Source organism: Xanthomonas sp. NCPPB 2933, from assembly GCF_056725225.1.
The window spans coordinates 4,368,968-4,392,759 of sequence record NZ_CM161518.1; the positions used below are offsets into that span (position 1 = coordinate 4,368,968).

The window sequence follows — 23,792 nt, forward strand, 5'->3', positions numbered from 1 at the left end:
AACACTCCACATCCTCGACAACGTGAGCTTGACGGTCAGTGAAGGCGACAGTATCGCCATTGTCGGCGCATCCGGTTCGGGCAAGACCACCCTGCTCGGCCTGCTTGCCGGGCTGGACCTGCCCAGCCGCGGCAGCATCGCGCTCTCCGGCCAGGACCTGGGCCAGCTCGACGAAGAAGCCCGTGCCGCCCTGCGCGCGCGCGAAGTCGGCTTCGTGTTCCAGAGCTTCCATCTGCTGCCGGCACTGACCGCCGAAGAAAACATCGCGCTACCGCTGGAACTGGCCGGGCGCGAAGATCCGGCACGGGTGCGCGAGGTGTTGGAGGCGGTCGGCCTGAGCGCACGTGCGCGCCACTACCCGCGCCAGCTATCCGGCGGCGAGCAGCAACGCGTGGCGCTGGCACGCGCCTTCGTGGCCAAACCACGCATCCTGTTCGCCGACGAACCCACCGGCAGCCTCGATCAGACCACCGGTGCGCAGATCAGCGACCTGCTGTTCGCGCTCAATGCCACCAGCGACACCACCCTGGTGCTGGTCACCCACGACATGACGCTGGCGCAGCGCTGCCATCACATCTACCGCATCGACAGCGGCCGCCTGCACGCTCAGACCGGTCCGGCCGCATGAATGTGCTGCGACAGGCCGCGCGTGCGGTGCGCCGCGAGTTCCTGGCCGGCGATCTGCTGACCGTGTTCGCAGCGCTGGTGCTGGGCGTGGCGGTGATGACGGCGGTCGGCACGCTGGTCGACCGGGTGACGTTGGCGCTGACCTCCAGCGCGGCCGAAGTGCTCGGCGGCGATCTGGGCGTGACCGGCCGCCAGGAGATCCCGGCCGACTTCGCTGCTGAAGCGCAGCGGCGCGGGCTGCAGAGCACGCGCATGGTCAGCTTCCCCAGCGTGTTGTTCCATGGCGAATCCAGCCAGATGGCCAACATCCGCGGCGTCGGCGCTGGCTACCCGCTGCGGGGTCAGTTGCTGGTCTCCAAGGACAGCACTGGCACGGAAGGCAACGTCGCCAGCGCACCGCCGCCGGGGCAAGCCTATGCCGACCCGCGTCTGCTCGAGGCGCTGGGCCTGCGGGTGGGCGAGCAGCTGGAATTCGGCGCCGGCCATCTCACCATCGCCGGCGTGCTGCGTGCCGAACCGGATGCCTCCGGCGAGCTGATGCAGTTGTCGCCGCCGTTGTTGGTCAATCGCGCCGATATCGACGGCGCCGGCCTACTCGGCCCCGGCAGTCGCGCTTCGTACCGGCTGATGTTTTCCGGTGCGCCGGAAGCCATCGCCGACTTGCGCGCCTGGTTGAAGCCACGCGCCAGCGAATACCGTCTGGTCGGCATCGAAGACACCCAGCGCGGCATGCGCGCGGCGTTCGACCGCGCCGGGCGCTTTCTGGCCTTGTCGGCGCTGCTGGCGGTGCTGTTGTCCGGCGTGGCCACCGCATTGGCGGCCAACCGGTTTGCGATGCGCCGCATCGACACCGTCGCCGTGTTGCGCTGCCTGGGCGCACGCCAGCGCGACATCCTGGCGATGCTGTCGCTGCAATTGCTGTTGACCGCGATCCCGGCCTGCCTGGTCGGGATCGGCCTGGGCATGCTCGCGCAGGAAGGCCTGGTGCAGGCGCTGGGTAGCCTGATCCCGAACCGGCTGCCGCTGCCGCAGGCCACCCCTGCCCTGGCGGGCGCAGGCATCGGCTTGGTGCTGTTGCTGGGCTTCGGCCTGCCGCCGCTGCTGCGGCTGCGCAACGTGCCGCCGATGCGCGTGCTCAACCGCAGCTTCGCCGCAGTACCGCCGAGCTCGTTGCTGGTCTACGCCGCTGCGTTGGCGGCCACGCTGGCGCTGACCGTCTATGCCACCGGCAATCTGGTGCTGGCCGGCTGGGTGCTGGGCGGGCTGGCTGCATTGGCGCTGGTGGCGATGGCCCTGGGGCTCGGGCTGCTCACGTTGTTGCGGCCGATCCAGCATCGCCTGCGTGGCGCCTGGAAGTTGGGCTTGGCCTCGCTGACGCGGCGGCGTGGCCTGAGCGTTGTGCAACTGGTCGGGCTGTCGCTGTCGCTTTGCGCGCTATTGCTGCTGGCGGTGGTCGGCCCCGGATTGCTGGGGCAATGGCGCGAGCGTCTGCCGGTGGATACGCCCAACTACTTCCTGATGAATATCCAGCCCGAACAAACCGCGCCGGTGCTGCAGACGCTACGCGGCTTGGGCGTCAACGATGCGGCCGTGGAGCCGTTTTCGACCGGGCGTCTGGTGGCGATCAACGACAAACCGCCTGCGCGCGGCGACCGCGATCCACAGGACAATGGCGACGGCGACAACCGCCCGGTCAATTTCTCCTGGCGGCATGCATTCCCCCCCGCAAATACCTTGCTGGAAGGCAAATTCTGGGCCGCCGACAGCACTGCGCCGGAGGCCTCGGTGGAAGAAGGCTGGGCGCAGCGGTATCAGCTCAAACTCGGCGACCGCATCACCTTGCTGCTGGGCGAGCAGCAGCGCAGCTTCACCGTTACCAGCATCCGCAAGGCCGACTGGGATTCGTTCCGGGTCAATTTCTTTTTGCTGCTCAATCAAGGTTCCGTCGGCGATGCGCCATACAACCTGATTTCCAGCTTCCATCTGCCACCGGGCAATGCGCCCAAGCTGGCGTCGTTGAGCCGCGACTATCCCAACATCTCGGTGCTGGATATCGACGCCATCCTCGGCCGCGTGCGCGAAGTCATCGACCAGGTGGCGCAGGCGGTGCAACTGGTGATGGGCTTCAGCCTGCTGGCCGGCGTGCTGGTGCTGCTGGCGGCGTTGCAGGCCACCGCAGGCGAGCGTCGCTACGACAGCGCGGTACTGCGCACGCTGGGCGCGCGGCGCGGGCAGCTGCGTGGCGCGGTGCTGGTGGAATTCGGCGCGCTCGGCTTGCTGGCGGCAACGCTGGCGGTGACCGCAGCGGCGGTGATCGGCGCGGTGGTGGGGCGCCAGGCGTTCGAAATCGCGTTGACGCCGGATTGGCCGCGTCTGCTGATCGGCGGCGCCTTCGGCCTGGCACTGAGTCTGTTGGCCGGTTGGTCGGGCACCCGGCGCATCCTGTCGACGCCGCCGGCGTTGGCGTTGCGGGCGGAATAAGAGTGCACCACAAAGCGACTGCGCTGCCCCAGGCGGCGCTCGCTGCGTTGCTACACACTCATCGACGTAAAGCAGTTGAGCTCGAATCGGGTGGCGCCAAGCTGCGTCGCCCGTCATGCCGGGTCGCATATACCTGCAGCGCATAAGCACGTTGCCAATCGTACGTTCGCAGCGGCGGCACGACTGCCTAGAGTGGTCTGTCCGGTCGCCGGCCCAGGCGGCCTTTCGTTGCCGTCGAGGTGCCACCGTCATGGCCAGCGTCACTTCCGCCGCGCGTGCGCAGACCCCGCGCGATGCGGTTTCCACAGTGCAAGCTTCCGGCGTGCAGATCGTGCCGTTCGATGCCCCGCTGGGCGCCGAAGTGATCGGCCTGGATCTGTCGCAGCCGCTGGATGCGGACACCTTTGCGCGTATCCATCAAGCGCATCTGGACCACCACGTGCTGGTGTTCCGCGACCAACGCATCACCCCGGCGCAGCAGGTCGATTTCAGCCGTCGCTTCGGCCCGCTGCAGATCCATGTGCTGCGCAATTTCCAGTTGCGTGGGCATCCGGAAGTGCTGGTGGTGTCCAACATCAAGGAGAACGGCGAACCAATCGGTCTGGGCGATGCCGGGCATTACTGGCACTCGGACCTGTCGTACAAGGAAACGCCCAGTCTGGGCTCGCTGCTGCACGCGCAAGAGCTGCCCAGCGAAGGCGGCGACACCTTGTTCGCCAATCAGCATCTGGCCTGGCACACCTTGCCCGATGCGCTCAAACGCACCGTGCAGGACCTGCGCGCCGAGCACAGCTATCTGGCCAAGTACGAAGAGCTGCGTGCGCGCAATCCGTGGCGTCCGGCGCTGACGGCCGAACAGATCGCCGAAGTGACACCGGTGCAGCATCCAATCGTGCGCACGCATCCGGAGACAGGACAGAAAGCGCTGTTTGTCAGCGAACATTTCACGACTCGCATCGTCGGCTTGCCCGACGACGAAAGTGATGCGCTGCTGCAGGCTCTGTTCGAACACAGCACCCGCGAAGCATTGGTGTATCGGCATCGCTGGCAACCGCACGACATGGTGTTCTGGGACAACCGCTCGGTGATGCATCTTGCCGCCGGCACGCCGGATCACCTGCGCCGTCGGCTCAACCGCACCACCATCGAAGGCGATGCGCCGTTCTAGAAACGCGCTGCCTCGAGCGCGTCTCACGGCACGTAACGCGTGGTGAGACACGCATCTTCCCTCCCCTCTCGACTGGAGCGCCGCATGCGTTTGACCGTCACTTCTCACGCAGCTCCGCAGCGCCGACGTTTCTCCCGGCGTATTGCATTGCTGCTTCTCGCCGCGTTACCGCTGCTGCTCAGCGCGCATGCGCAGGCAGAAGGAAAACTGCGCGTTGCCAAACAGTTCGGCATCGTCTATCTGCTGCTGGACGTGGCGCAGGATCAAAAACTCATCGAGCAGCAGGGCAAGGCGGCTGGCGTGGACATCGACGTGCAGTTCCTGCAGTTGTCCGGTGGCGCGGCGGTCAACGATGCCTTGCTGACCGGTTCGATCGATATCGCCGGTGCCGGTGTCGGGCCGTTGTTCACCATCTGGGACCGCACGCATGGCCGCCAGAACGTGCGCGGCGTGGCATCGCTGGGTAACTTTCCGTATTACCTGATCAGCAACAATCCGCGCATCAAGTCCATTGGCGATTTCACCCCGCAGGACCGGATTGCGGTGCCGGCCACCGGCGTGTCGGTGCAGTCGCGTTTTCTGCAGCACGCTTCGCAGCAACGTTGGGGCGACAAGGGCACGCATCAGCTGGATCCGCTGCAGGTCGCATTGCCGCATCCGGATGCTGCCGCCGCGATCATCCGTGGTCGCACCGAGATCACCGCGCACTTTGCCAGCCCACCGTTTCAGGAGCAGGAACTGGCGCGTAACCCGGCCGCGCATATCGTGACCAGCTCCTACGAGATCGAAGGCGGCCCCTCGTCGGCGACGGTGCTGTATGCCACCGAAAAATTCCGCCGCGACAATCCCAAGACCTATCGCGCCTTCGTCGCTGCGCTGGATCAGGCGGCACGTTTTGTCACCGCGCACCCGGAACAGGCGGCGGATATCTTTCTGCGTCGCAATGGCTCAGGCATCGACCGCGCGCTGGTGTTGCAGATCCTCAAGGACCCGAAAGTGCAGTTCACCGTGGTGCCGCAGAACACGCTGGGGCTGGGCAAGTTCATGCAGCACAGCGGCGCGATCAAGCAGACGCCTAGCAAGCTGAGCGACTACTTCTTCGACGACCCGCTGATTGCGGGCGGGAGCTGAGCGATGCCCACGCCGACACCATTGCTGCAAGTCGACCACGTCAGCCTGGAATACGCCTCCGCGCAGCGCGTGGTGCGTGCCACCCACCGCGTGCGTTTCGATGTGCATGAAGCCGATCGCTTCGTGCTGCTGGGGCCGTCGGGTTGCGGCAAATCCACCTTGCTCAAGGCGGTGGCCGGCTTTGTGACCCCGCGCGAGGGGCAGATCCGTCTGGATGGCAACGCGGTCACCGGGCCGGGGCCGGACCGGGTGGTGGTGTTCCAGGAATTCGATCAACTGGCGCCGTGGAAAACCGTACGCGAGAACGTGGTGTTCGGCCTGCGCGCGGCACGCAAGCTCTCGCGTGCCGAAGCGCGCGAACGTGCTGACGACAGTCTGGCGCAGGTCGGTCTGAGCGCCTTTGCCGATGCCTATCCGCACACCTTGTCCGGCGGCATGAAGCAACGCGTGGCGATCGCGCGCGCATTGGCGATGCGCCCGCGCGTGTTGCTGATGGACGAGCCCTTCGCTGCACTCGATGCATTGACGCGTTCGCGCATGCAGGAGCAGGTGCTGGAGCTGTGGGAGCAATCGCGCTTCACCTTGCTGTTCGTCACCCACTCGATCGAAGAAGCCCTGGTGGTCGGCAATCGCGTGTTGCTGTTGTCGCCGCATCCGGGGCAGGTGCGGGCCGAACTCAACGCGCATGCGTTCGGGCCGCAGAGTGCCGGCAGCGTGGCGTTTCAGCAGACCGCGCAGCGGATTCATCGACTGCTTTTCGACTTGCCCGACGACACCCTGGACGACGACAAGGTGGCACCATTGCGTCGCCCGGCCGTGCGTCAACGCGAGGCGCTGCCATGAGCCGTAGCGACGCCACCGCGCTGCCGCCGATCCCGCCGGTGCGGCCCGAGTACGAACGTGCACTACAACCGCTGGACCCCGCATTGATCGCCACCGCCGCGCCGACGCGCTGGCAGGCGCCGCCGTGGCTGCGCAAGGCGCTGGTGCTGGTGGTGCTGGTCGCCATATGGGAGATCGCCGCACGCGTGGTTGGCGACGACCTGATGCTGCCAAGCGCGCTGCAGACCGCACGCGCGTTCTACGACGGGCTGCTGTCCGGCGAGTTGCTGCGCCGCGTGGGCGCTTCGCTGCGCGTGCTGGCGCAGGGCTATGCGCTCGGCGTGGTGCTGGCCTTCGTGCTGACCGCACTGGCCGCCTCCACGCGCTGGGGCCGCGACGTGCTCGGCACGCTGACCGCCATGTTCAATCCGCTGCCGGCCATCGCGCTGCTGCCGCTGGCCTTGCTGTGGTTCGGCCTGGGCACCGGCAGCCTGGTGTTCGTGCTGGTGCATTCGGTGCTGTGGCCGCTGGCGCTGACCACCTATGCAGGCTTCCAGGCAGTACCGGAAACGCTGCGCATGGCCGGGCGCAATTACGGGCTGCGTGGGCCGCGTTACGTGGCGCAGCTGCTGATCCCGGCCGCGCTGCCGGCGATCCTGTCCGGGCTGAAGATCGGCTGGGCGTTCGCCTGGCGCACCTTGATCGCCGCCGAGCTGGTGTTCGGGGCCACCTCCGGCCAGGGCGGTCTGGGCTGGTACATCTTCCAGAACCGCAACGAGCTGTATACGGATCGGGTGTTCGCCGGCCTGGCGATGGTGATCGTGCTGGGCCTGCTGGTGGAAGGGGTGGTATTCCAGGCGATCGAGCGGCTGACCGTGCGCCGCTGGGGCATGCAGCGCTAGGCGGCACCGGGCTCATCGGCACGGTCGCGTGCGCTTAACGGAGCTGGATTATGCTGCCGGCCCGCTCACACCCCGACCGCCGTCATGCCCACCGCGCCCTTCACTGCTTACGTCTACCCGATCCTGCTGTTGCTCGCCAGCAATGTGTTCATGACCTTTGCCTGGTACGGGCATCTGAAGTACAAGAGCACGCCGTTGATGATCGCGATCCTGGTCAGCTGGGGCATCGCGTTTTTTGAATACTGCCTGCAGGTGCCGGGCAACCGGCTCGGGAGCGCGGTGTATTCGGCCCCGCAGCTCAAGGGCATGCAGGAAGTGATCACGCTGCTGGTGTTCGCCGGCTTCTCGACGTTCTACCTGGGCCAGTCGTTGAAATGGAATCACTGGGCCGCGTTCGGTCTGATTCTGGTGGCCGCGTTCTTGATGTTCAAGGAATAAGGCTAATGCCCCGTGGGAGCGCGCTGGCGCGCGATGAGGCGTTACCGATAAAGCCTCAATCGCGCGCCAGCGCGCTCCTACGACATGCGGGTGCCTAGTTCGCCGGTTCCACCCACTGCGCGAACACCGCATCGAGTTGCGCGTCCTTGACCCGCTTGCCCTTCTGCACGGTCTCGGCCTGCTGGAACATCGGCATGATCATCGCCATGCCGTCCGGCTTGGTCTTCAGATGCAGGCCGGGCGGCGTGTCCAGGAACCTGGCCCAACGCGTGCGCACCTTGGCCCAGTAGCCCTGGGTGCCTTTCCAGTAAGCATAGGCCGGGGCGAAATCGACCTCGGTGGTCTTGCGGTAATCGTTGAAGCCGAACTCGCGCGCGATCGCCTCCTGGCTGCCATCGGGCTTGCGCAGCACCTTGGTGTTGAACTGTTCGTGGGTCCAGCCGTTGGGCGTGAGCGTGTGGCGATTGATCACCGACAGCGCGTTGTAGTCGCTACGCTTGGTGTATTCGCGGCGTGGCAACGGGCGCCAGCTCAGATCGCTGGTCCAGGTGGGATGACCCTCGGCATAGTCCCAGCGACCGGTGCCGCAATAGCGGGGCGCATCGCTGACTTCATACACGCATTGCGTCCATGCGCCAGACGTGACGGCTGCCGGCAATGCATGCACCGTCCAGGTCTGCTCGGCAGTGAACTCGAAACGCTGCGGCGCCTCGAAGATCCAGTCCTGCCGCCAGTGCTTGGTCACATACTTGCTCTTTTCGTCGACCAACAAGTGCTGCAGCACCACTTTGCGCGGTGAATCTTCGACCACGATGACCACTTCGCTGGCGCCGCTGCGCATGGCCGAGGCACGTTCGTAACCGGGCTTGAGCAGCACGGTTTCGTCGAAGGCGAAGTCCACGGCGTATTCGCCCTGCATCGCCAGGATGCTCTGGCGATCGCGCTGGGCGTCGGCGGCGGCAATCAACGGCAACAGGCTCAGCGTCAGTGCGATACAGCGGGGAAACAGTGGGCTCATCGGAACTCTCGGTGGTGGTCTCAGGAACGTCAGCGGCGCAAGCGCACCAGCGACGTCGTCATGTCGGGTGGATCAGTATTGCTTGATGAGGTGGAGTCAGCGCGCAAGGCCGCAGCGCGTGCGCAGCAGCAATCATCCACCGCCACGCGTCCGTCGATGCCCTCCTCGCGCGCCAGGCGTGCGGCCACTTCCGCGCCCAGTGCCGAGACTGTCGCCAGGCTGGCGACAAACGGTTGCTCGCGAGTGGCTGCGGTCTGCAAACGCAGCGCGCTCAATCGCCAGGCCTCACCGCGCATGCGCCCGGCCAGGCGCCGCCATAGTCGCTCACCGACGCCGAGCTCATGGGTTTCCATCGGCAGCGGCGGCAAGCGCGAGACAAGGCGATCCCAGATCAAAAAATCGCTGTCCGGCAACAGACAAATCCGCCAGCAGCAGTGTCCTTCGGCATCGAAGAACCAGATGCTTTCGCGCACGCCGTCGCTGTCGACCTGCCGGCATGCCGCCGCATCCACCGCGTGCTGCCAGCCATCCAGCTCGTTGCCCAGCGCGGGCCGATACAGACATAGCACCGTGCCCAGTGCCGCCAGCTGCTGCGGACGCGGCAGCGCGGCGCGGGTGGCACGTGCATGCGACAACTGCGGCAGTGGGCGGGCGCTGGTCATGGCCGCTACCAGCTCACGGCCAGGCTGACCGAGGCGGTACGCCCGGCGCCGGTGAAGCGGTCGAGCACCGTGCTGCTGGCCAGCGTGCCGTTGGGCAGCGCGTTCCAGTCCACATAGCGGCGGTCGGCCAGATTGAAGATGCCGGCGGTGACCTTGGCGCCGGGCGCAAATTCCCAATGCCCCATCAGATCCAGCGTGGCGTAGCCGGCCGGCGTGTAATAGCTGTCCAGCTGCGGGCGGCGTTTGCGTGCAACGACCGTGCCGATCAACTCTGCGCCCCAGCCATCGCTGTCGAAGGCCACGCCGAGCGTGCCACGCAGCGGGTCGACCGAATTAAGCGGGGTGTCGTCGGTGAGATTGTCGCCTTCCGAGTAGGCGACGGCGCTGTTGAGCGACCAGCCCTGCCAACCCGCCAGCGCGCCCAGATCGACACCGGCGCGTGCTTCGGCGCCCTTGATCACCACATCGTCCACGTTGCGCGACTGGAACAGCATCAGCCCATCGGCGTTGAAGCCGGCCGGCGCATACGATTCGATGAAGTTGCGGTAGTCGGTGTAGTACACGGCGACGCCCAGATACCCGATCGCGTCGTTGAAGCGCAGCCCCAATTCGCCACCGCGACTGGTCTCCGATTTCAGGTCCGGATTGGCGATGGCGGTGTAGCGCGCCTGCAGATTGGTGAAGCCGATATTGACGTCGTTGTACGGCGGGGCGCGGAAGCCGTGCGCGTAATTGGCATACGCCGACCATGCGTCCGAAAACCGCCACACCGCACCGAACTTGGGCGAGACCTGGGTTTCGTCGATGGTCGCAGCGGCTACGCCGGGATTGTCTTCGCGGAAGATATCGTCCACCTGTGGCGAGAGGCGGAAATAATCCACGCGCACGCCGGGTGTCAGCGACAGCTTGCCGTCGAACAGGCGGATCTCGTCCTGCGCGTATAACCCGAGCTTGGTGGTTTCGCTGTTGGGGAAATCACGCACCGGGAACACGTCCTGACCGACCCGGTTGGTCACCACGCCATTGGCCAGATTCACCGAATACCCGTCGCGCTTGGCGCGGGTGTCGGTCCAGGTGCCATCCAGACCGTAAGTGATGTCGTGGCTGAGCGTGCCTGTGTCGATGGACTTGTGCGCGTTGACCAGCAGCCCGTACACGCGCTGATCGAAATTGTGTTCGTTGTGGCGGCGCGTGTTGTTGCCGCGCAACTCATCGGTACGCTGCAGGCTTTTGCTGTCCTGGCGATACAACTGCCACTGCAGATCGTCGGCGAGCGCCCACTCCAGTGCATCCAGCTCGTGCCGCAGCGAGACGCGCGCACGGGTCTGATGGTCGCGCCCTTCCTGCGACAGAATGCGCAGCGAGGCCATCGCGTTACGCGGGTCGATACCGGTGAGCGCATCGATGCTGCCGTAGTCTTCGTTACCTTCCACGGTGAGCTTGAAGCGCTGCTGCGCGCTCGGCGCGTAGACGAGTTTGGCGAGCACGCTGCGGCCGTCGATGCGCTGCGGATTGGCTGCGGTGCGGGTGAAATCGCGGCTACGGTTGTCGCCCTGGTTCTGCGCTTCCTGACCCTGGCGGTGACTCACCGCCACCATGCCGCTCCAGCGCTCGCCGCCGAACGCGCCGGTGGCACCGGCGAACAGGCCATTCCAGTCGCCCTCGTAGCCGAACTTCAGCCCGACGTAGCTGTGCTTGTCGGCGCTGAGATAATCGGCCGGGTCCTTGGTGACGAAGGCCACCACGCCGCCCAGCGCATCGGAACCGTACAAGGAGCTGGCCGGCCCGCGCACCACTTCGACGCGCTTGAGCGTTTCCAGATCGACGAAATTGCGGTTGGCGTTGAGGTAGCTGCCGAAACTGAAGGTATCCGACACTGGCACGTTGTCGACCAGGATCGTCACGCGGTTGCCGTCCAGCCCGCGGATGCGGATGCCGTTGGCGCCGGTGAAGCGGCCGCTGGTACTGGTCACCGACACGCCCGGCGTGTAACGGAACAGATCCTTGAGCTCGCGCACCAGTTGGTTGTCGAGTTGTTCGCGGTCGATCACATCCACCGTGCTCGGCACATCGACCAGGGCGCGCTGGGTGCGCGTAGCAGTGACCTGCAGCCGGTTGAAGTCGTGCACCTCACGCGCGGCATCCCCGCTGCCGTCGAGTTCAGCAGCATGGGCACACAACGGAACAGCAGGCAGCGCCAGCGACAGCGCGACCACCAGCGGATGCAGGCGGATCATCGGAGACCTTCGAGAAGAACCCCCGACAGCGCGCGCTGTGGCAGACGCCGCGTGCAGCAGCCGAGGGGAGATAATGAAGTGGCGGGCGGCGGCGGCAACGCCCGCGGCAGACAGCTCCAATACCTGCGCGAGCGGGCATCGGTGGGGTGAAGCGACTTAGAACATCGTGCGCGGCAATCAGGCTGCGGGAGCGAACGAGTCCGGCTGATGCTGGGCACCTGCCGATCTCGACACCGCCCGTGCCCGCTTGGCGGTGCGCAGCGGGTTATCGGCGGTGTTACTTAGTCAGGATGAGCTTGTCGTTGCTGGTATGGCGCAGGCGATAGACGCGATCGCCATGCTGAATCAGCACTTCGCGACGGCCCTTGAGCAGCGCCTCGCTGCTGATGACGTCTTCTGCGGGGACAGCGCGCGGGACGGCGCGGTCGCGCAGGTTGACCGGTTCGGAGCGAAGCAGCACGGGGTGAGCGGTCATGATCTGGATCTCCAGTCGGTTGGCCAGACAAATAATAACCATTCTCATTTAATGATCAAGAGCCATTCTCATTTGAATGCCTGGATCTTTAGATGAATACCCCCATATCGATTGCATTTATCAATCGATGTGCGCAGCGGTCGTGGCGCAGCTCCATCGTCCGTCATGAAAAGCCTGCCGTCTCACATTCCAGCCGGAGCCGACCTCGCCCAGTTGGATCAACAACCCCACCTCTCAGCGCGTGACCTCTTCCACCCGCGCCCAGTCAGCTGCATCGACCTTGGTCAGCGTTTCCAGCGCGCCGAGGTTTTCTTCCAGTTGCGCTACGCGGCTGGCGCCGAGAATCACCGTGGATACATGCGGATTGCGCAGGCACCAGGCGATGGCCAGGCGTGCGGGCGACTGGCCCAACTCGGCGGCCAGCGCGCAGAACGCGCGGGCACGTTCCAGGCGGCGGGCCTCCGGTGCACCCAGCACTTCGTCCTGCAACCAGTGATTGCCCGGCTGGCCCAGGCGGGTGTCGGCGTCCACGCCGGCGTTGTACTTGCCGGTCAGCAGGCCCGAGGCCAGCGGTGACCAGATCGTGGTGCCCAGCCCGGCTTCGCATAGCGGGGCATACTCGCGCTCCAGCCGGTCGCGATGCAGCAGGTTGTACTGCGGCTGTTCCATCGACGGGGCGTGCAGATGCTCCTGCTCGGCGATGGCGATGGCGGCGCGCAACTGTTCGGCGCTCCATTCGGAGGTGCCCCAGTACAGCACCTTGCCCTGGCGGATCAGTGCGTCCATGGCGCGCACGGTTTCCTGGATGGGCGTCTCCGGGTCAGGCCGGTGGCAGAAATACAGATCCAGATACTCCACGCGCAGGCGCTTGAGTGCGGCATGGCAGGCGTCGGTGATGTGCTTGCGCGAGAGTCCGCGCTGGGTCGGGCGCGGGCTGTCCACCGCGCCGAAGAACACCTTGCTCGAGACGCAATAGCCATCGCGCGGCAGGCGCAGGTCGGCGATGACATCGCCCATCACTTCTTCGGCGCGGCCGCGTGCATAGACCTCGGCGTTGTCGAAAAAGTTGATGCCGTTGTCCCAGGCGGCGGCAATCAGGTTGCGCGCTTCGCTGCGCCCGATCTGCTTGCCGAAGGTGACCCAGGCCCCGAACGACAAGGCCGACAGCTGCAGCCCGGTGGAACCCAGACGACGGTAATGCATTGGCAGACTCCAACAACCTCCGCGGCGCCCTGCCCCGGATCGGCGTGCGCAGTGTAGGACGTGAGGTTGCTGGGGCGACAGGGCATGTCGTACTGGCCTAATAATCACTGTGGATCCGCAGGTACGCTGTTTGCCCGAAGGCATCGCTTTCCGATCAGCAGCCACGAAGAGTGGAAGCGCGGTGTCGTATCCGGGGGCGGGACCGTGTGGCGGCATGGATGCCGCCACCGAGCCTCCAGGGACGAATTCACGGCGTGTCCCGCTCCCGGATGCGGCGCCGCGCATCTACCGCTCCCACCCGCGACGTCTGACCGGTTTTTGAGAAAGCCTCGGTCACTGCGGGGCGCTTGCACGCGTACCGGCGTGGGACACGCCGCAAGTACGTCCATGTAGGCTCTTCTGCGGCATCCATGCCGCATAAGGTCCCACGCCGGTACGCGCGCAAGCGCCACCGATTGTGGTTGGTGGCTGGAAGAACAACGTATTTGTGGCCGCCGGCTGCCGGAAGGCGGCGTCTGGCTGGCTGATCGTGCTTGGGAACGTGCCCTTGCTGGCGGCATACGGCCGGCGAGTCGACTCGGCACATGCCCTACTTTGCGCAAGCGTGACTCACCAGCTTGCCAACTCCACCCTACCCGCGCCCGCTGCATCTCGGTTGCGGGCTGACGGGGAACGTCTGAACACCGCTCGCCTTGCCCACCGTCACCCCCTGCTCTAGGCTTCTCGGTTTGCCGTCTGCGCCGGGGAATGGAATGGTCGAAGGTTTGGGAAGGATCGGCTTTGGCCTGTTCGGTCTGGCGGTGCTCATCGGCATCACCTGGCTGTTTTCGAACAACCGCCGCGCGATCGACTGGAAGCTGGTCGCCACCGGTCTGGCGCTGCAGATTTCGTTCGCCGCACTGGTGCTGCTGGTGCCGGGCGGGCGCGACGTGTTCGACTGGCTAGGCCAGGGCTTCGTGAGGGTGCTGAGCTTCGTCAATGAGGGCTCCAGCTTCATTTTCGGCAGCCTGATGGACATCAAGAGCAACGGCTTCATTTTTGCGTTCCAGGTGCTGCCCACCATCATCTTCTTCTCCGCGCTGATGGGCGTGCTCTACCACCTGGGCGTGATGCAGGTGATCGTGCGTGCGATGGCCTGGGCGATCACCAAGGTGATGCGCGTGTCGGGGGCGGAAACCACCAGCGTGTGCGCCAGCGTGTTCATTGGCCAGACCGAAGCCCCGCTGACGGTGCGCCCGTACATCCCCAAGATGACCCAGTCCGAGCTGCTGACGATGATGATCGGCGGCATGGCACATATCGCCGGTGGCGTGCTGGCTGCGTACGTCGGCATGCTCGGCGGCAGCGACCCTGCGCAGCAGGCGTTCTACGCCAAGCACCTGCTCGCCGCCAGCATCATGGCCGCGCCCGCCACCTTGGTGGTGGCCAAGCTGCTGGTGCCGGAAACCGGCACCCCGCTGACCCGCGGCACGGTCAAGATGGAAGTGGAAAAGACCACCAGCAATGTCATCGATGCGGCTGCGGCCGGCGCCGGCGATGGCTTGCGGCTGGCGCTGAATATCGGCGCGATGCTGCTGGCTTTCATCGCGCTGATCGCGTTGATCAACGCACCGCTGACCTGGTTGGGCGATGTCACCGGCGCCGCCAAGGCACTGGGCCATCCGACCAACCTGTCTACAATCTTCGGCTACGTGCTGGCGCCGATCGCCTGGGTGATCGGTACCCCATGGGTGGACGCGACCACGGTCGGTTCGCTGATCGGCCAGAAGGTGGTGATCAACGAGTTCGTCGCCTACAGCGAGCTGTCGCGGATCGTGAAGGGCGAAGTGCCGGGCGTGGGCCTGAGCGCCGAAGGCCGGCTGATTGCCACGTATGCGCTGTGCGGCTTTGCCAACTTCAGCTCGATCGCGATCCAGATCGGCGGCATCGGCGGTCTGGCACCGGAACGCCGTCACGATCTGGCCAAGTTCGGGCTGCGCGCGGTGCTCGGCGGTTCGATCGCAACGTTCATGACCGCTACCATTGCCGGCGTGCTCTCGCATTTCGGTTGAGGTGGCGCGGGTTCATCGGTGTGCCGGTCTAATCGCCGCACGCCACGTTTTATTCAGTCATTCAAGTTAAGGGTATTTATGAGTTCGGTCGTCGTTGTCGGGTCCTTCAATGTCGATCACGTGTGGCGCTGTGATGTCCTGCCCGCGCCGGGTGCCACCATCGCCGGTCGCTACAGCACCGGCCCGGGGGGCAAGGGGTTCAATCAGGCGGTCGCGGCCGCGCGTGCCGGCGTCAAGACGCATTTTTTGTGCGCGCTGGGCGACGATGCCGGCGGTGCGCTGGCGCGCTCGCTGGCGGCGCACGATGGCTTCGCGCTGATCGCCGAGCCCAGCAATGAGCCGACCGGCACCGGCGGCATCTATGTCGATGCGCACGGCCGCAACACCATTGTGATCGGTGCCGGTGCCAACTCGGTGCTGAGCGCCGCGTTCGTCGACAACCAGCGCGCGCTGGTCGCCTCGTCCCGGGTGTTGCTGGCGCAGCTGGAATCGCCGGCGGAAACCATCGAATCGGCGTTGGCCTTGGCGCGCGAATGCGGCGTGCTCACTGTGCTCAACGCCGCGCCGGCCAATGCGCCGACTTCGATCGGTCTGCTCAAACTGTCGGATGTGCTGACGCCCAACGAAACCGAATTCGCCGCCCTGCTCGGCCGCCATGTTGGCGAACGCATCAACGCCGACGATGTGGCGGCGCTGGACGGCAACACGCTGCATTCGCTATGCCGCAAGTTGCTGCCGGGCGGCACCGTGGTGGTGACGTTGGGTTCGGTGGGCGCGTTCATTTCGCACGCAGAAGAACAGCTGCGTGGCGATACGGCCGCGCATTACCGCGTGGGTGCGGAAAGCGCGCAGACGGTCGACACCACCGGCGCCGGCGATGCCTTCAATGGCGCGCTGGTGGCCTCGCTGGCGCAATCGCCCACCGCCAGCTTCAACACCCACGTGCGCTTTGCCACCCGCTATGCCGCACGCTCCACCGAAGTGGAAGGCGCTGCTACTTCGATGCCGCGAATGGTGCCCGAACCGGCCGTTTGATCCGCACGCTTCACGCGACGACGAAGGCGACCGCAGCGATGCGGTCGCCTTTTGCGTTCAGGGCGTTGGACTGCATGTTAGAGACTGTTTTTGATTGGAGAACGGCATGTTGAGACCTGTCTGCCGACGGATGCTGCGAACACTGTCAGCAACGAAACCTCTGTCCTCTTCATCGGACAGTCGTCTGGGGTAAACAGGACGAGGCCTGATGCAGTGTCGGCGCCCGTACCCTCATCCGGCGCTAACGCGCCACCTTCTCCCGATGGGAGAAGGAAACAAAGCCCCTCTCCCCGCGGGGCGAAAAGGCGCTGCTTACGCGCCACTGGCGCGTGTGCCTTGGAGCCCGCGCCGCAAGCGCGGGCAGGGGCGCGAAGCGGGGGTTGGGGTGAGGGTTACGACGGAAAACAGTCAACTCCACAGCACAGTTGGAGTGAGGTACGGCCAACCAATACTCCCGTCACTGTCGTCCTTTACACGTCGCACTTTGCCAATCACGCCGACATCGCTCGAACGACTCCTAGCAATCGCTCAGGCCGAAGCCCGCAAGCGCTCTTACGATTCCCCAATCCCCATTCCCGACTCCCCCTTCCCCTCCCAGCTACAATGCCGCCATGCACATCGGCCCCTACTCCATCGACCCCAAGGTGATCCTGGCCCCGATGGCCGGCGTCACCGACAAGCCGTTCCGGCTGTTGTGCAAGCGGCTGGGCGCCGGGCTGGCGGTGTCGGAGATGACCATCTCCGATCCGCGTTTCTGGGGCACGCGCAAATCGCTGCACCGCATGGACCATGCCGGCGAGCCGGATCCGATCAGCGTGCAGATTGCCGGCACCGAGCCGCAGCAGCTGGCCGAGGCCGCACGCTACAACGTGGACCACGGCGCGCAGCTGATCGACATCAACATGGGTTGCCCGGCAAAGAAAGTCTGCAATGCCTGGGCCGGCTCGGCGCTGATGCGCGACGAAGACCTGGTGGCGCGCATCCTGCGCGCAGTGGTGCAGGCGGTGAATGTGCCGGTGACCTTGAAGATCCGCACCGGGTGGGATTGCGATCATCGCAACGGCCCGACCATTGCGCGCATTGCGCAGGACTGCGGCATCGCCGCGCTAGCCGTGCACGGGCGCACCCGCGATCAGCATTACACCGGCAGTGCGGAGTACGCGACCATTGCCGAAATCAAGGCTGCGTTGCAGATTCCGGTGATCGCCAATGGCGATATCGACTCGCCGCAGAAGGCTGCGCAGGTGCTGCGCGACACCGGCGTGGATGCGGTGATGATCGGCCGCGCCGCGCAGGGGCGGCCGTGGATCTTCGGCGAGGTGGCGCATTACCTGGCCACCGGCGAGCTGTTGCCGCCGCCGTCGTTGGCGTTCGTGCGCGACACCTTGCTTGGCCATCTGGAAGCGCTGCATGCGTTCTACGGGCAGCCGCAAGGTGTGCGCATCGCGCGCAAGCATCTGGGCTGGTACGCCAAGGATCACCCGCAAAGCGCCGACTTCCGCGCGGTAGTCAATCGCGCCGAAACACCAGAGGCGCAGCTGGCGCTGACCCGCGATTATTTCGATGCGTTGATCGCCGGTGTGTCGCCGGCGCTGTCGGCCGCAGCCTGAACCTGATTTTCTAGCTTCAATTTTTTGAGAGCTGCACGCATGAGCGCACCTGGCGATACACCCACCTATCTGCATGGTTTTTCGCCCACCGAACAGGCACGCCTACTCAAACAGGCGCGCTTGCTCGAAGCCACCTTGTTCAATCAGATCGACTACAGCGGGGCGCGACGTCTGCTGGAAGTGGGCAGCGGCGTAGGCGCGCAAACCGAGATCCTGCTGCGCCGCTTTCCCGACCTGCATGTCACCGGCGTGGACTTGAGCGAGGCGCAGTTGGGCGCGGCACGCGCGAATCTCGAGCGGCTGGCGTGGTGCCGCGAGCGCTACACCTTGCAACAGGCCGATGCGACCGACCTGCCGTTCGAGGCGCGTCAATTCGATGCGGCATTCCTGTGTTGGGTACTCGAACATGTGCCCTCACCCGCACGCGTGCTCAACGAAGTGCGCCGCGTGCTGTTGCCCGGTTCGCCGGTGTACGTCACCGAGGTCATGAATGCCTCGTTCCTGCTGCATCCTTACTCGCCGAATCTGTGGCGCTACTGGATGGCGTTCAACGATTTTCAGCACGACCAGGGCGGCGATCCGTTCGTCGGCGCCAAGCTGGGCAACCTGCTGCTGGCCGGCGGCTTTCGCGATGTGCAGACCGAGATCAAGACGCTGCACCTGGACAACCGCGAGCCGGGCCGGCGCAAGACCATGATCGGGTTCTGGGAAGAAGTGCTGCTGTCGGCGGCCGAGCAATTGCTGCAGGCCGGCGCGGTCAACGCAGACACCGTGGACGGCATGCGCCGCGAACTGGCGCAGGTGCACAGCGACCCGAATGCGGTGTTCTTCTATTCGTTTGTGCAGGCGCGCGCCACGGTGTATTGAGCGGGCGCCGAGAGGGTCTACTGCGCGGTTCTACTGAGTCACCGGCGCAGGCGCGGCGGCATGTTCCAGATCGCCGGTCAGTACCGTGCCGGCCGGCTCGTGCCAGATGCGGTGCCACATCTGCGCCAGCACTTCGCCGATCTGATCGCGTGCCACCGGCGCCCGGTAAGCCGCCTGGACCTGCCGCGGCGCAATCGGCTGCCACTGCCCGTCTTCGCGATGGGCGACCACGAAGTTGAAGTTGTAGTCCGGCTCCAGGCCCATGCGCAGATCGCTGAGCATCAACTCGTCGTCGACCAGGCGCGCGCGCATGAAGCCGCGATTGAACCAGGTCAGCCGGCGCACCGAATCGAACCTCGCCACTTCGCCCAAGGCCTGGGTGTTGCTGGAATAGCCGCGGAACTGCATCGGGCCCTTGTCGGCCACCAGCGAGCGCTCGCCGATCACATAGCCGTTGGGCGTCATCGCCACCACCCGCCATAACAGAGTGTTGAGCGGCATCGGCACCGAGAAGCGCGGCGCATCCTTCAAGCCGAGTGCGGCCAACGCGCGGTCGGCTTCGCGGTCGACCAGGTGCTTGGCCAGCAGCGACCAACCCAGATACGCAGAACTCAACGCAAGCCCGATCACCAACGCGTGCTGGGCAAGCGGCCGCGCACGTGCAAACCACGCCACTGCACAGGCCAGCAACAGCCATAGCGTGTAGCCCGGATCGATGATGAACACACTCGACCACATCGCCGGATGCGGCTGCAACGGCCACCACAGCTGGGTGCCATAGACAGTGAAGGCATCCAGCAAGGGGTGCGTGATCAAGGCCAGTTGAATCGCCCAGAACCAGCGCTTGGGCGCACTGGCCACGCGCCGGTTGCCGTAGCGGCGGTATAGCCACCAGATCAGCCAACCGACGAATGGCAGCACCAACAACGAATGGCTGGCGCTGCGATGCACGGTCATCTGCGTGACCGGGTCACTGGTAAAGGGCAGCAGCGCCAGTGCGTCGAGATCGGGCAAAGTGCCCAGTGCCGCGCCGGCCAACAGGGCGGCACGGCGCTGTCCGGCCGGGGCGATGGCGGCAGCGACGGCGCCGCCGAGAACGATCTGGGTCAATGAATCCATCGCCCGATGCTAGCAGGCCCAACATGCATTGGCAGGCATGTTTGTACGCGTTTTCAGTTGAATGCAGGGCGATCAGTGGCGAGGCTTGGCTGGTCGTCCTGCACGGCAGCGCCTTGCTGTCACCGACGTCTGCTTAACTCCATTGCCACCTGTTCAGGCGCACAATGCAACGGACATGCGGGGCGTGTATCATCCGCAGCCATCTTTTCATCCGAATCAAGGGATATAAGCCAGATGTCCAGCTACCTGTTCACCTCCGAATCGGTCTCCGAAGGCCATCCGGACAAGATCGCCGACCAGATCTCCGACGCTGTGCTGGATGCCATCCTGGCCCAGGACAAGCGTGCCCGCGTGGCGTGCGAGACGATGGTCAAGACCGGTGTTGCGATCGTTGCCGGCGAAGTGACCACCAGCGCCTGGATCGACCTGGAAGCGCTCACCCGCAAGGTGATCCTGGACATCGGCTACAACAGCTCCGACGTCGGCTTCGACGGCGAGACCTGTGGTGTGCTCAACCTGATCGGCAAGCAGTCGCCGGACATCAATCAGGGCGTTGACCGCAAGAACCCGGAACAGCAGGGCGCCGGCGATCAGGGGCTGATGTTCGGCTATGCGACCAACGAGACCGACAGCCACATGCCGGCGGCGATCCACCTGGCACACCGTCTGGTCGAGCAGCAGGCCAAGATCCGCAAGAAGAAGAACTCGGCGCTGTCCTGGCTGCGTCCGGATGCCAAGTCGCAGGTCACCTTGCGCTATGAAGACGGCGTTGCGACTGCGATCGATGCGGTGGTGTTGTCGACCCAGCACGATCCGGGCGTCAAGCAGAAAGACCTGATCGAAGCGGTGCGCGAGGAAATCCTCAAGCCGGTGCTGCCGGCCAAGTGGCTGCACAAGGGCACCAAGTTCCACATCAACCCGACCGGCAAGTTCGTGATCGGCGGCCCGGTGGGCGATTGCGGCCTGACCGGTCGCAAGATCATCGTCGACACCTACGGCGGCTGGGCACGTCACGGCGGCGGTGCGTTCTCGGGCAAGGATCCGTCCAAGGTCGATCGTTCGGCTGCCTACGCTGCGCGCTATGTGGCCAAGAACGTGGTGGCTGCCGGCCTGGCCGACCGTTGCGAAGTGCAGGTTTCCTACGCCATCGGCGTGGCCGAGCCGACCTCGATCTCGGTCACCACCTTCGGCACCGGCAAGATCGCCGACGAGCAGATCGAAAAACTGATCCGCAAGCATTTCGACCTGCGCCCGTTCGGCATCATCCAGATGCTCGACCTGATCCACCCGATGTACCAGCAGACCGCCTCCTACGGTCACTTCGGCCGCAAGCCGAAGGACTTCAGCTACACCGACGCAACCGGTGCGCAGCACAACGCCACCGCGTTCTCGTGGGAAAAGACCGACCGTGCCGACGCGCTGCGCGCCGACGCCAAGCTGAAGTAAGTCAGCGGCTCCTGCGGGAGTGGATGTAGTGAGTTGCACATGGGCCGCTGATGCGGCCCATGTGCGTTTTAGCGGAACGCGTATCGTGATCAATGCTTGCGTGGGGAGCATCGCCTGCCGATCAGCGGTAGCAATACTGGGAGCGCGGTGTCGCGTCCGGGGGCGGGACCGGGTGGCGGCATGGATGCCGCCACCGAGCCTCCAGGGATAGATTTACGGCGTGTCCCGACACCGGATGTGGCACCGCGCCGCCGACCGACTCCGCATACCGATCGGCCTTGCACACGACATCTGGCGTTTTCATGCGAATGCTTCGGTTTGCTGCGGGCGCTTGCACGCGTACCGACGTGGGACACGCCGCAAGTACGTCCGTGTAGGCTCTTACGCGGCATCCATGCCGCGTAAGGTCCCACGCCGGCACGCGTGCAAGCACCACCGATCATTGTCGGCGACTGAAAGAAAAGCGGGGTCTGGTTGAACTGATCGAGCTTCGGAGCGTGGACTTCGCTGGCGAAGTGATAGTTCAACGACTGGCACTATGGCAGCAGCGTCGAATGGCAACGTGTTGAATTGATACCGACAACATCGCCTGCGGAATCAGTAAGCATTAGGCCGCTTGAAAGCCTTTAGCTTTGCTTTGCGACAGCGACAATTAGGAACGTGGTGTCATTTCCGGGCAAGACCGTGTTTCTCGCCCCTCTCCCCTCGGGGCGAGAAGGCACTTCTTGCGCGCCACTGGCGCGCATGCCTTGGAGCGCCCGCGCCGCAAGCGCGAGCCGGGGCGCGAAGCGGGGGTTGGGATGAGGGGTACGGGGCGAAGCCTCCTTGAGTAATCGATGACGCCAGGCTTCGCACGTACCCTCATCCGCCCCTGCGGGGCACCTTCTACCGGTGGGAGAAGGAACGGCCACTGATCGCCTTTTTCGAGATAAAGATTGCTGCTACACGGTTTACCGATCGAGTTGCAGCTGCTTCTCAAGCGCCTGCGTGAACTCCGGCAACGGGCACGCCATGCGTTGCTCTGCTGTGCAAATGCCAAGCGCCAACTTCTGCTGCAACGGCGGATGCTCCAGATTGAGCGGCGCCAGCGTCCGCAGTTGGTCCAGCGATTGCGCCAGATACTGCGCACGCACCACCTGCTTCCCACTCGGCTCGCGCCATAGGCTAAGCACCAACGCACCGCCCGGCGGCGGATCATCCACGCCGTAGCCGGGCAAGTGAAAGTGCACACCCAGCAAACTGCTCAACGCGGCGATATGCGTGTCGCTGCCGACGAACAGCGACACCTTCGCCGCCTGCGCGTCACCGAAGCGTTGCAGCACTTCGCGCGCCAGCGGTGCGCCCGAGCGCGCGGCTATGTAGTGCGGCCGTGCATAGATGTCGAACAGCAGCGCATGCAGCCGCGAGACCTGCGCCAGCCGCTCGGGCGTGGCGCGGCCCCAGCCGACCTGCGACTGCGGCAAGCCTTCGGCGTATTGCAGCAGCAGGACCTCGCCGGTGCCGGAGGTCAGATCGATCGGCCCACCCAAGGCCAGGCCGCGGCCATTGGCAGACGGCGTCAGCGTGGATGGCATCTGCGCAAAGTCGCAGGGCGTGCGGGTGCAGCCCAGAATCTGCTGCATCGCCTGCAGTTCGGCCGCATGCCCTTGCAGCAACGCGGCAGGACCACCGGTCTGCTTTTCGATCGATGCCACTGCTGCGGCGGCATCGAATGCAACCGCGCCGGCTTCGATCGGTCGAAACAACGGGTCGTTGCTGCCGGCCTCACGGTGCCCGGCCACGATGCCGCAACCGGGTGCCAGCGCCTCGGCCAGCAAGGCGCCGCTGTCGATGGTGCGCTGATCGGTGTTGGCCCAGATCGACACGCTGCCTGGCGCCGGGCAACCGCTGCTCGGCAACACCTTGTGCTGCGCCAGCCATTGGCGCAGATACTCGCCGCTTAATTGCACACCGATGCGCCCATGCGCAGTGAGCAGGCTGGCCGGGGTGGACCACTGCGGCCACGGTGCGTCTGCGTAGTGCGCTGCGGCGGCTTCGCCCTGCAACGGCGCACGTACACCATGCCGGAACACGACAACCACGCGCTCCAATTGCGCGGTCTGAACGACTGCAGGCGGCGCAGAGGGCCGCGGCGTGCAAGCGATCAGCAGCACGCCAAATACGAGTGCCGGCATCAGCCAGCGCGGCCGAGGCGCTGTCTTCGAGTCTTGCCTGACACCTGCGTGCAACGGCGCAGTGATCCCACGCGACGGCAACAACGCAATCCCCAGCGCGTCGCTGCTGTCATCGCCTGCGGGCGTCTGTTCACCACCCTGCCCCGTTTTCATCGCTTGCCTGGAACACATACTTGGCGGTCATCCCGTTGGTCATGGCGGAATGTACGGTGCCAATATGCAAGGCAGACGACACCTGGCGAAACTTCCTCAAATGTCCGGGCAGCCGCCACGCGGCGATAGATCCCCGGAATCAGCCGCAGTTGCGGTACTAAGTGGGGTATCAC

At 65.2% G+C, this 23,792-nt stretch carries 19 protein-coding genes; 12 read left to right on the forward strand and 7 right to left on the reverse strand.

Features of this window, described 5'->3' with window-relative positions:
• Nucleotides 1-28 precede the first annotated feature (28 nt).
• The 7 genes from AC1PLU_RS18415 to AC1PLU_RS18445 all read left to right on the forward strand — a co-directional run bounded on the left by AC1PLU_RS18415 (nt 29) and on the right by AC1PLU_RS18445 (nt 7,569).
• A complete protein-coding gene (locus AC1PLU_RS18415) occupies nt 29-628 on the forward strand; it encodes an ATP-binding cassette domain-containing protein (RefSeq protein WP_115040279.1) in 600 nt (199 codons plus the stop codon).
• Nucleotides 625-3,108: an ABC transporter permease gene (locus AC1PLU_RS18420; protein WP_481106927.1), complete on the forward strand. Its 2,484-nt coding sequence runs from the start codon at nt 625-627 to the stop codon at nt 3,106-3,108. Before AC1PLU_RS18415 ends, AC1PLU_RS18420 begins: the two co-directional genes overlap by 4 nt.
• Nucleotides 3,109-3,358: 250 nt before the next feature.
• Nucleotides 3,359-4,276, forward strand: coding sequence for a TauD/TfdA dioxygenase family protein (locus AC1PLU_RS18425; protein ID WP_115039827.1), 918 nt, complete (start codon nt 3,359-3,361; stop codon nt 4,274-4,276).
• Nucleotides 4,277-4,360: 84 nt separating this feature from the next.
• Complete coding sequence (locus tag AC1PLU_RS18430; protein WP_481093490.1) at nt 4,361-5,407, forward strand: ABC transporter substrate-binding protein; 1,047 nt, start codon at nt 4,361-4,363, stop codon at nt 5,405-5,407.
• A 3-nt stretch (nt 5,408-5,410) separates the two neighbouring features.
• Nucleotides 5,411-6,250, forward strand: a complete 840-nt coding sequence (locus tag AC1PLU_RS18435; protein ID WP_115039825.1) for an ABC transporter ATP-binding protein — start codon at nt 5,411-5,413, stop codon at nt 6,248-6,250.
• Nucleotides 6,247-7,131, forward strand: a complete 885-nt coding sequence (locus tag AC1PLU_RS18440) for an ABC transporter permease (protein WP_481106928.1) — start codon at nt 6,247-6,249, stop codon at nt 7,129-7,131. The genes AC1PLU_RS18435 and AC1PLU_RS18440 overlap by 4 nt, the downstream gene beginning before the upstream one ends.
• Before the next feature lie 84 nt (nt 7,132-7,215).
• A complete protein-coding gene (locus AC1PLU_RS18445; protein WP_023902752.1) occupies nt 7,216-7,569 on the forward strand; it encodes a DMT family protein in 354 nt (117 codons plus the stop codon).
• A 94-nt stretch (nt 7,570-7,663) separates the two neighbouring features.
• Here AC1PLU_RS18445 and AC1PLU_RS18450 read toward each other — a convergent pair whose 3' ends face one another.
• From AC1PLU_RS18450 to AC1PLU_RS18470, 5 genes are all read right to left on the reverse strand, one after another.
• The gene (locus AC1PLU_RS18450) at nt 7,664-8,587 is read right to left on the reverse strand and encodes a DUF6607 family protein (protein ID WP_481106929.1); all 924 of its coding nucleotides are present in this window, start codon (nt 8,585-8,587) and stop codon (nt 7,664-7,666) included.
• Nucleotides 8,588-8,616: 29 nt separating this feature from the next.
• Nucleotides 8,617-9,249 carry a Hemin transport protein gene (locus AC1PLU_RS18455; protein WP_481093493.1) on the reverse strand — a complete coding sequence of 211 codons (633 nt, stop codon included), beginning with the start codon at nt 9,247-9,249 and terminating at the stop codon, nt 8,617-8,619.
• A gap of 5 nt (nt 9,250-9,254) precedes the next feature.
• A complete protein-coding gene (locus tag AC1PLU_RS18460) occupies nt 9,255-11,486 on the reverse strand; it encodes a TonB-dependent hemoglobin/transferrin/lactoferrin family receptor (RefSeq protein WP_481106930.1) in 2,232 nt (743 codons plus the stop codon).
• A 277-nt stretch (nt 11,487-11,763) separates the two neighbouring features.
• Entirely contained in the window at nt 11,764-12,003 is a 240-nt protein-coding gene (gene hemP, locus AC1PLU_RS18465) for a hemin uptake protein HemP (protein ID WP_023902748.1), read from the reverse strand.
• A gap of 192 nt (nt 12,004-12,195) precedes the next feature.
• Nucleotides 12,196-13,164 (reverse strand): potassium channel beta subunit family protein, encoded by a 969-nt coding sequence (locus AC1PLU_RS18470; protein WP_481106931.1) that lies wholly within the window; start codon nt 13,162-13,164, stop codon nt 12,196-12,198.
• 752 nt (nt 13,165-13,916) lie between these two features.
• Between AC1PLU_RS18470 and AC1PLU_RS18475 the strand changes: the two genes are divergently transcribed.
• From AC1PLU_RS18475 to AC1PLU_RS18490, 4 genes are all read left to right on the forward strand, one after another.
• Nucleotides 13,917-15,215 (forward strand): NupC/NupG family nucleoside CNT transporter, encoded by a 1,299-nt coding sequence (locus tag AC1PLU_RS18475; RefSeq protein ID WP_180314206.1) that lies wholly within the window; start codon nt 13,917-13,919, stop codon nt 15,213-15,215.
• Between the two features lie 78 nt (nt 15,216-15,293).
• The gene (locus tag AC1PLU_RS18480) at nt 15,294-16,250 is read left to right on the forward strand and encodes a ribokinase (RefSeq protein WP_481106932.1); all 957 of its coding nucleotides are present in this window, start codon (nt 15,294-15,296) and stop codon (nt 16,248-16,250) included.
• A gap of 611 nt (nt 16,251-16,861) precedes the next feature.
• Nucleotides 16,862-17,860, forward strand: coding sequence for a tRNA dihydrouridine synthase DusB (dusB, locus tag AC1PLU_RS18485; RefSeq protein ID WP_481106933.1), 999 nt, complete (start codon nt 16,862-16,864; stop codon nt 17,858-17,860).
• 39 nt (nt 17,861-17,899) lie between these two features.
• A complete protein-coding gene (locus AC1PLU_RS18490) occupies nt 17,900-18,727 on the forward strand; it encodes a methyltransferase domain-containing protein (RefSeq protein WP_006448524.1) in 828 nt (275 codons plus the stop codon).
• 30 nt (nt 18,728-18,757) lie between these two features.
• On the opposite strand, the gene AC1PLU_RS18495 is transcribed toward AC1PLU_RS18490, so the two are convergent.
• Nucleotides 18,758-19,846 (reverse strand): metal-dependent hydrolase, encoded by a 1,089-nt coding sequence (locus AC1PLU_RS18495; protein WP_023902742.1) that lies wholly within the window; start codon nt 19,844-19,846, stop codon nt 18,758-18,760.
• A gap of 234 nt (nt 19,847-20,080) precedes the next feature.
• Here AC1PLU_RS18495 and metK point away from each other — a divergent pair, with 234 nt between their 5' ends.
• Complete coding sequence (metK, locus tag AC1PLU_RS18500) at nt 20,081-21,292, forward strand: methionine adenosyltransferase (protein ID WP_006449196.1); 1,212 nt, start codon at nt 20,081-20,083, stop codon at nt 21,290-21,292.
• 950 nt (nt 21,293-22,242) lie between these two features.
• On the opposite strand, the gene AC1PLU_RS18505 is transcribed toward metK, so the two are convergent.
• Nucleotides 22,243-23,466 (reverse strand): histidine-type phosphatase, encoded by a 1,224-nt coding sequence (locus tag AC1PLU_RS18505; protein WP_481106934.1) that lies wholly within the window; start codon nt 23,464-23,466, stop codon nt 22,243-22,245.
• Nucleotides 23,467-23,792: the final 326 nt, after the last annotated feature.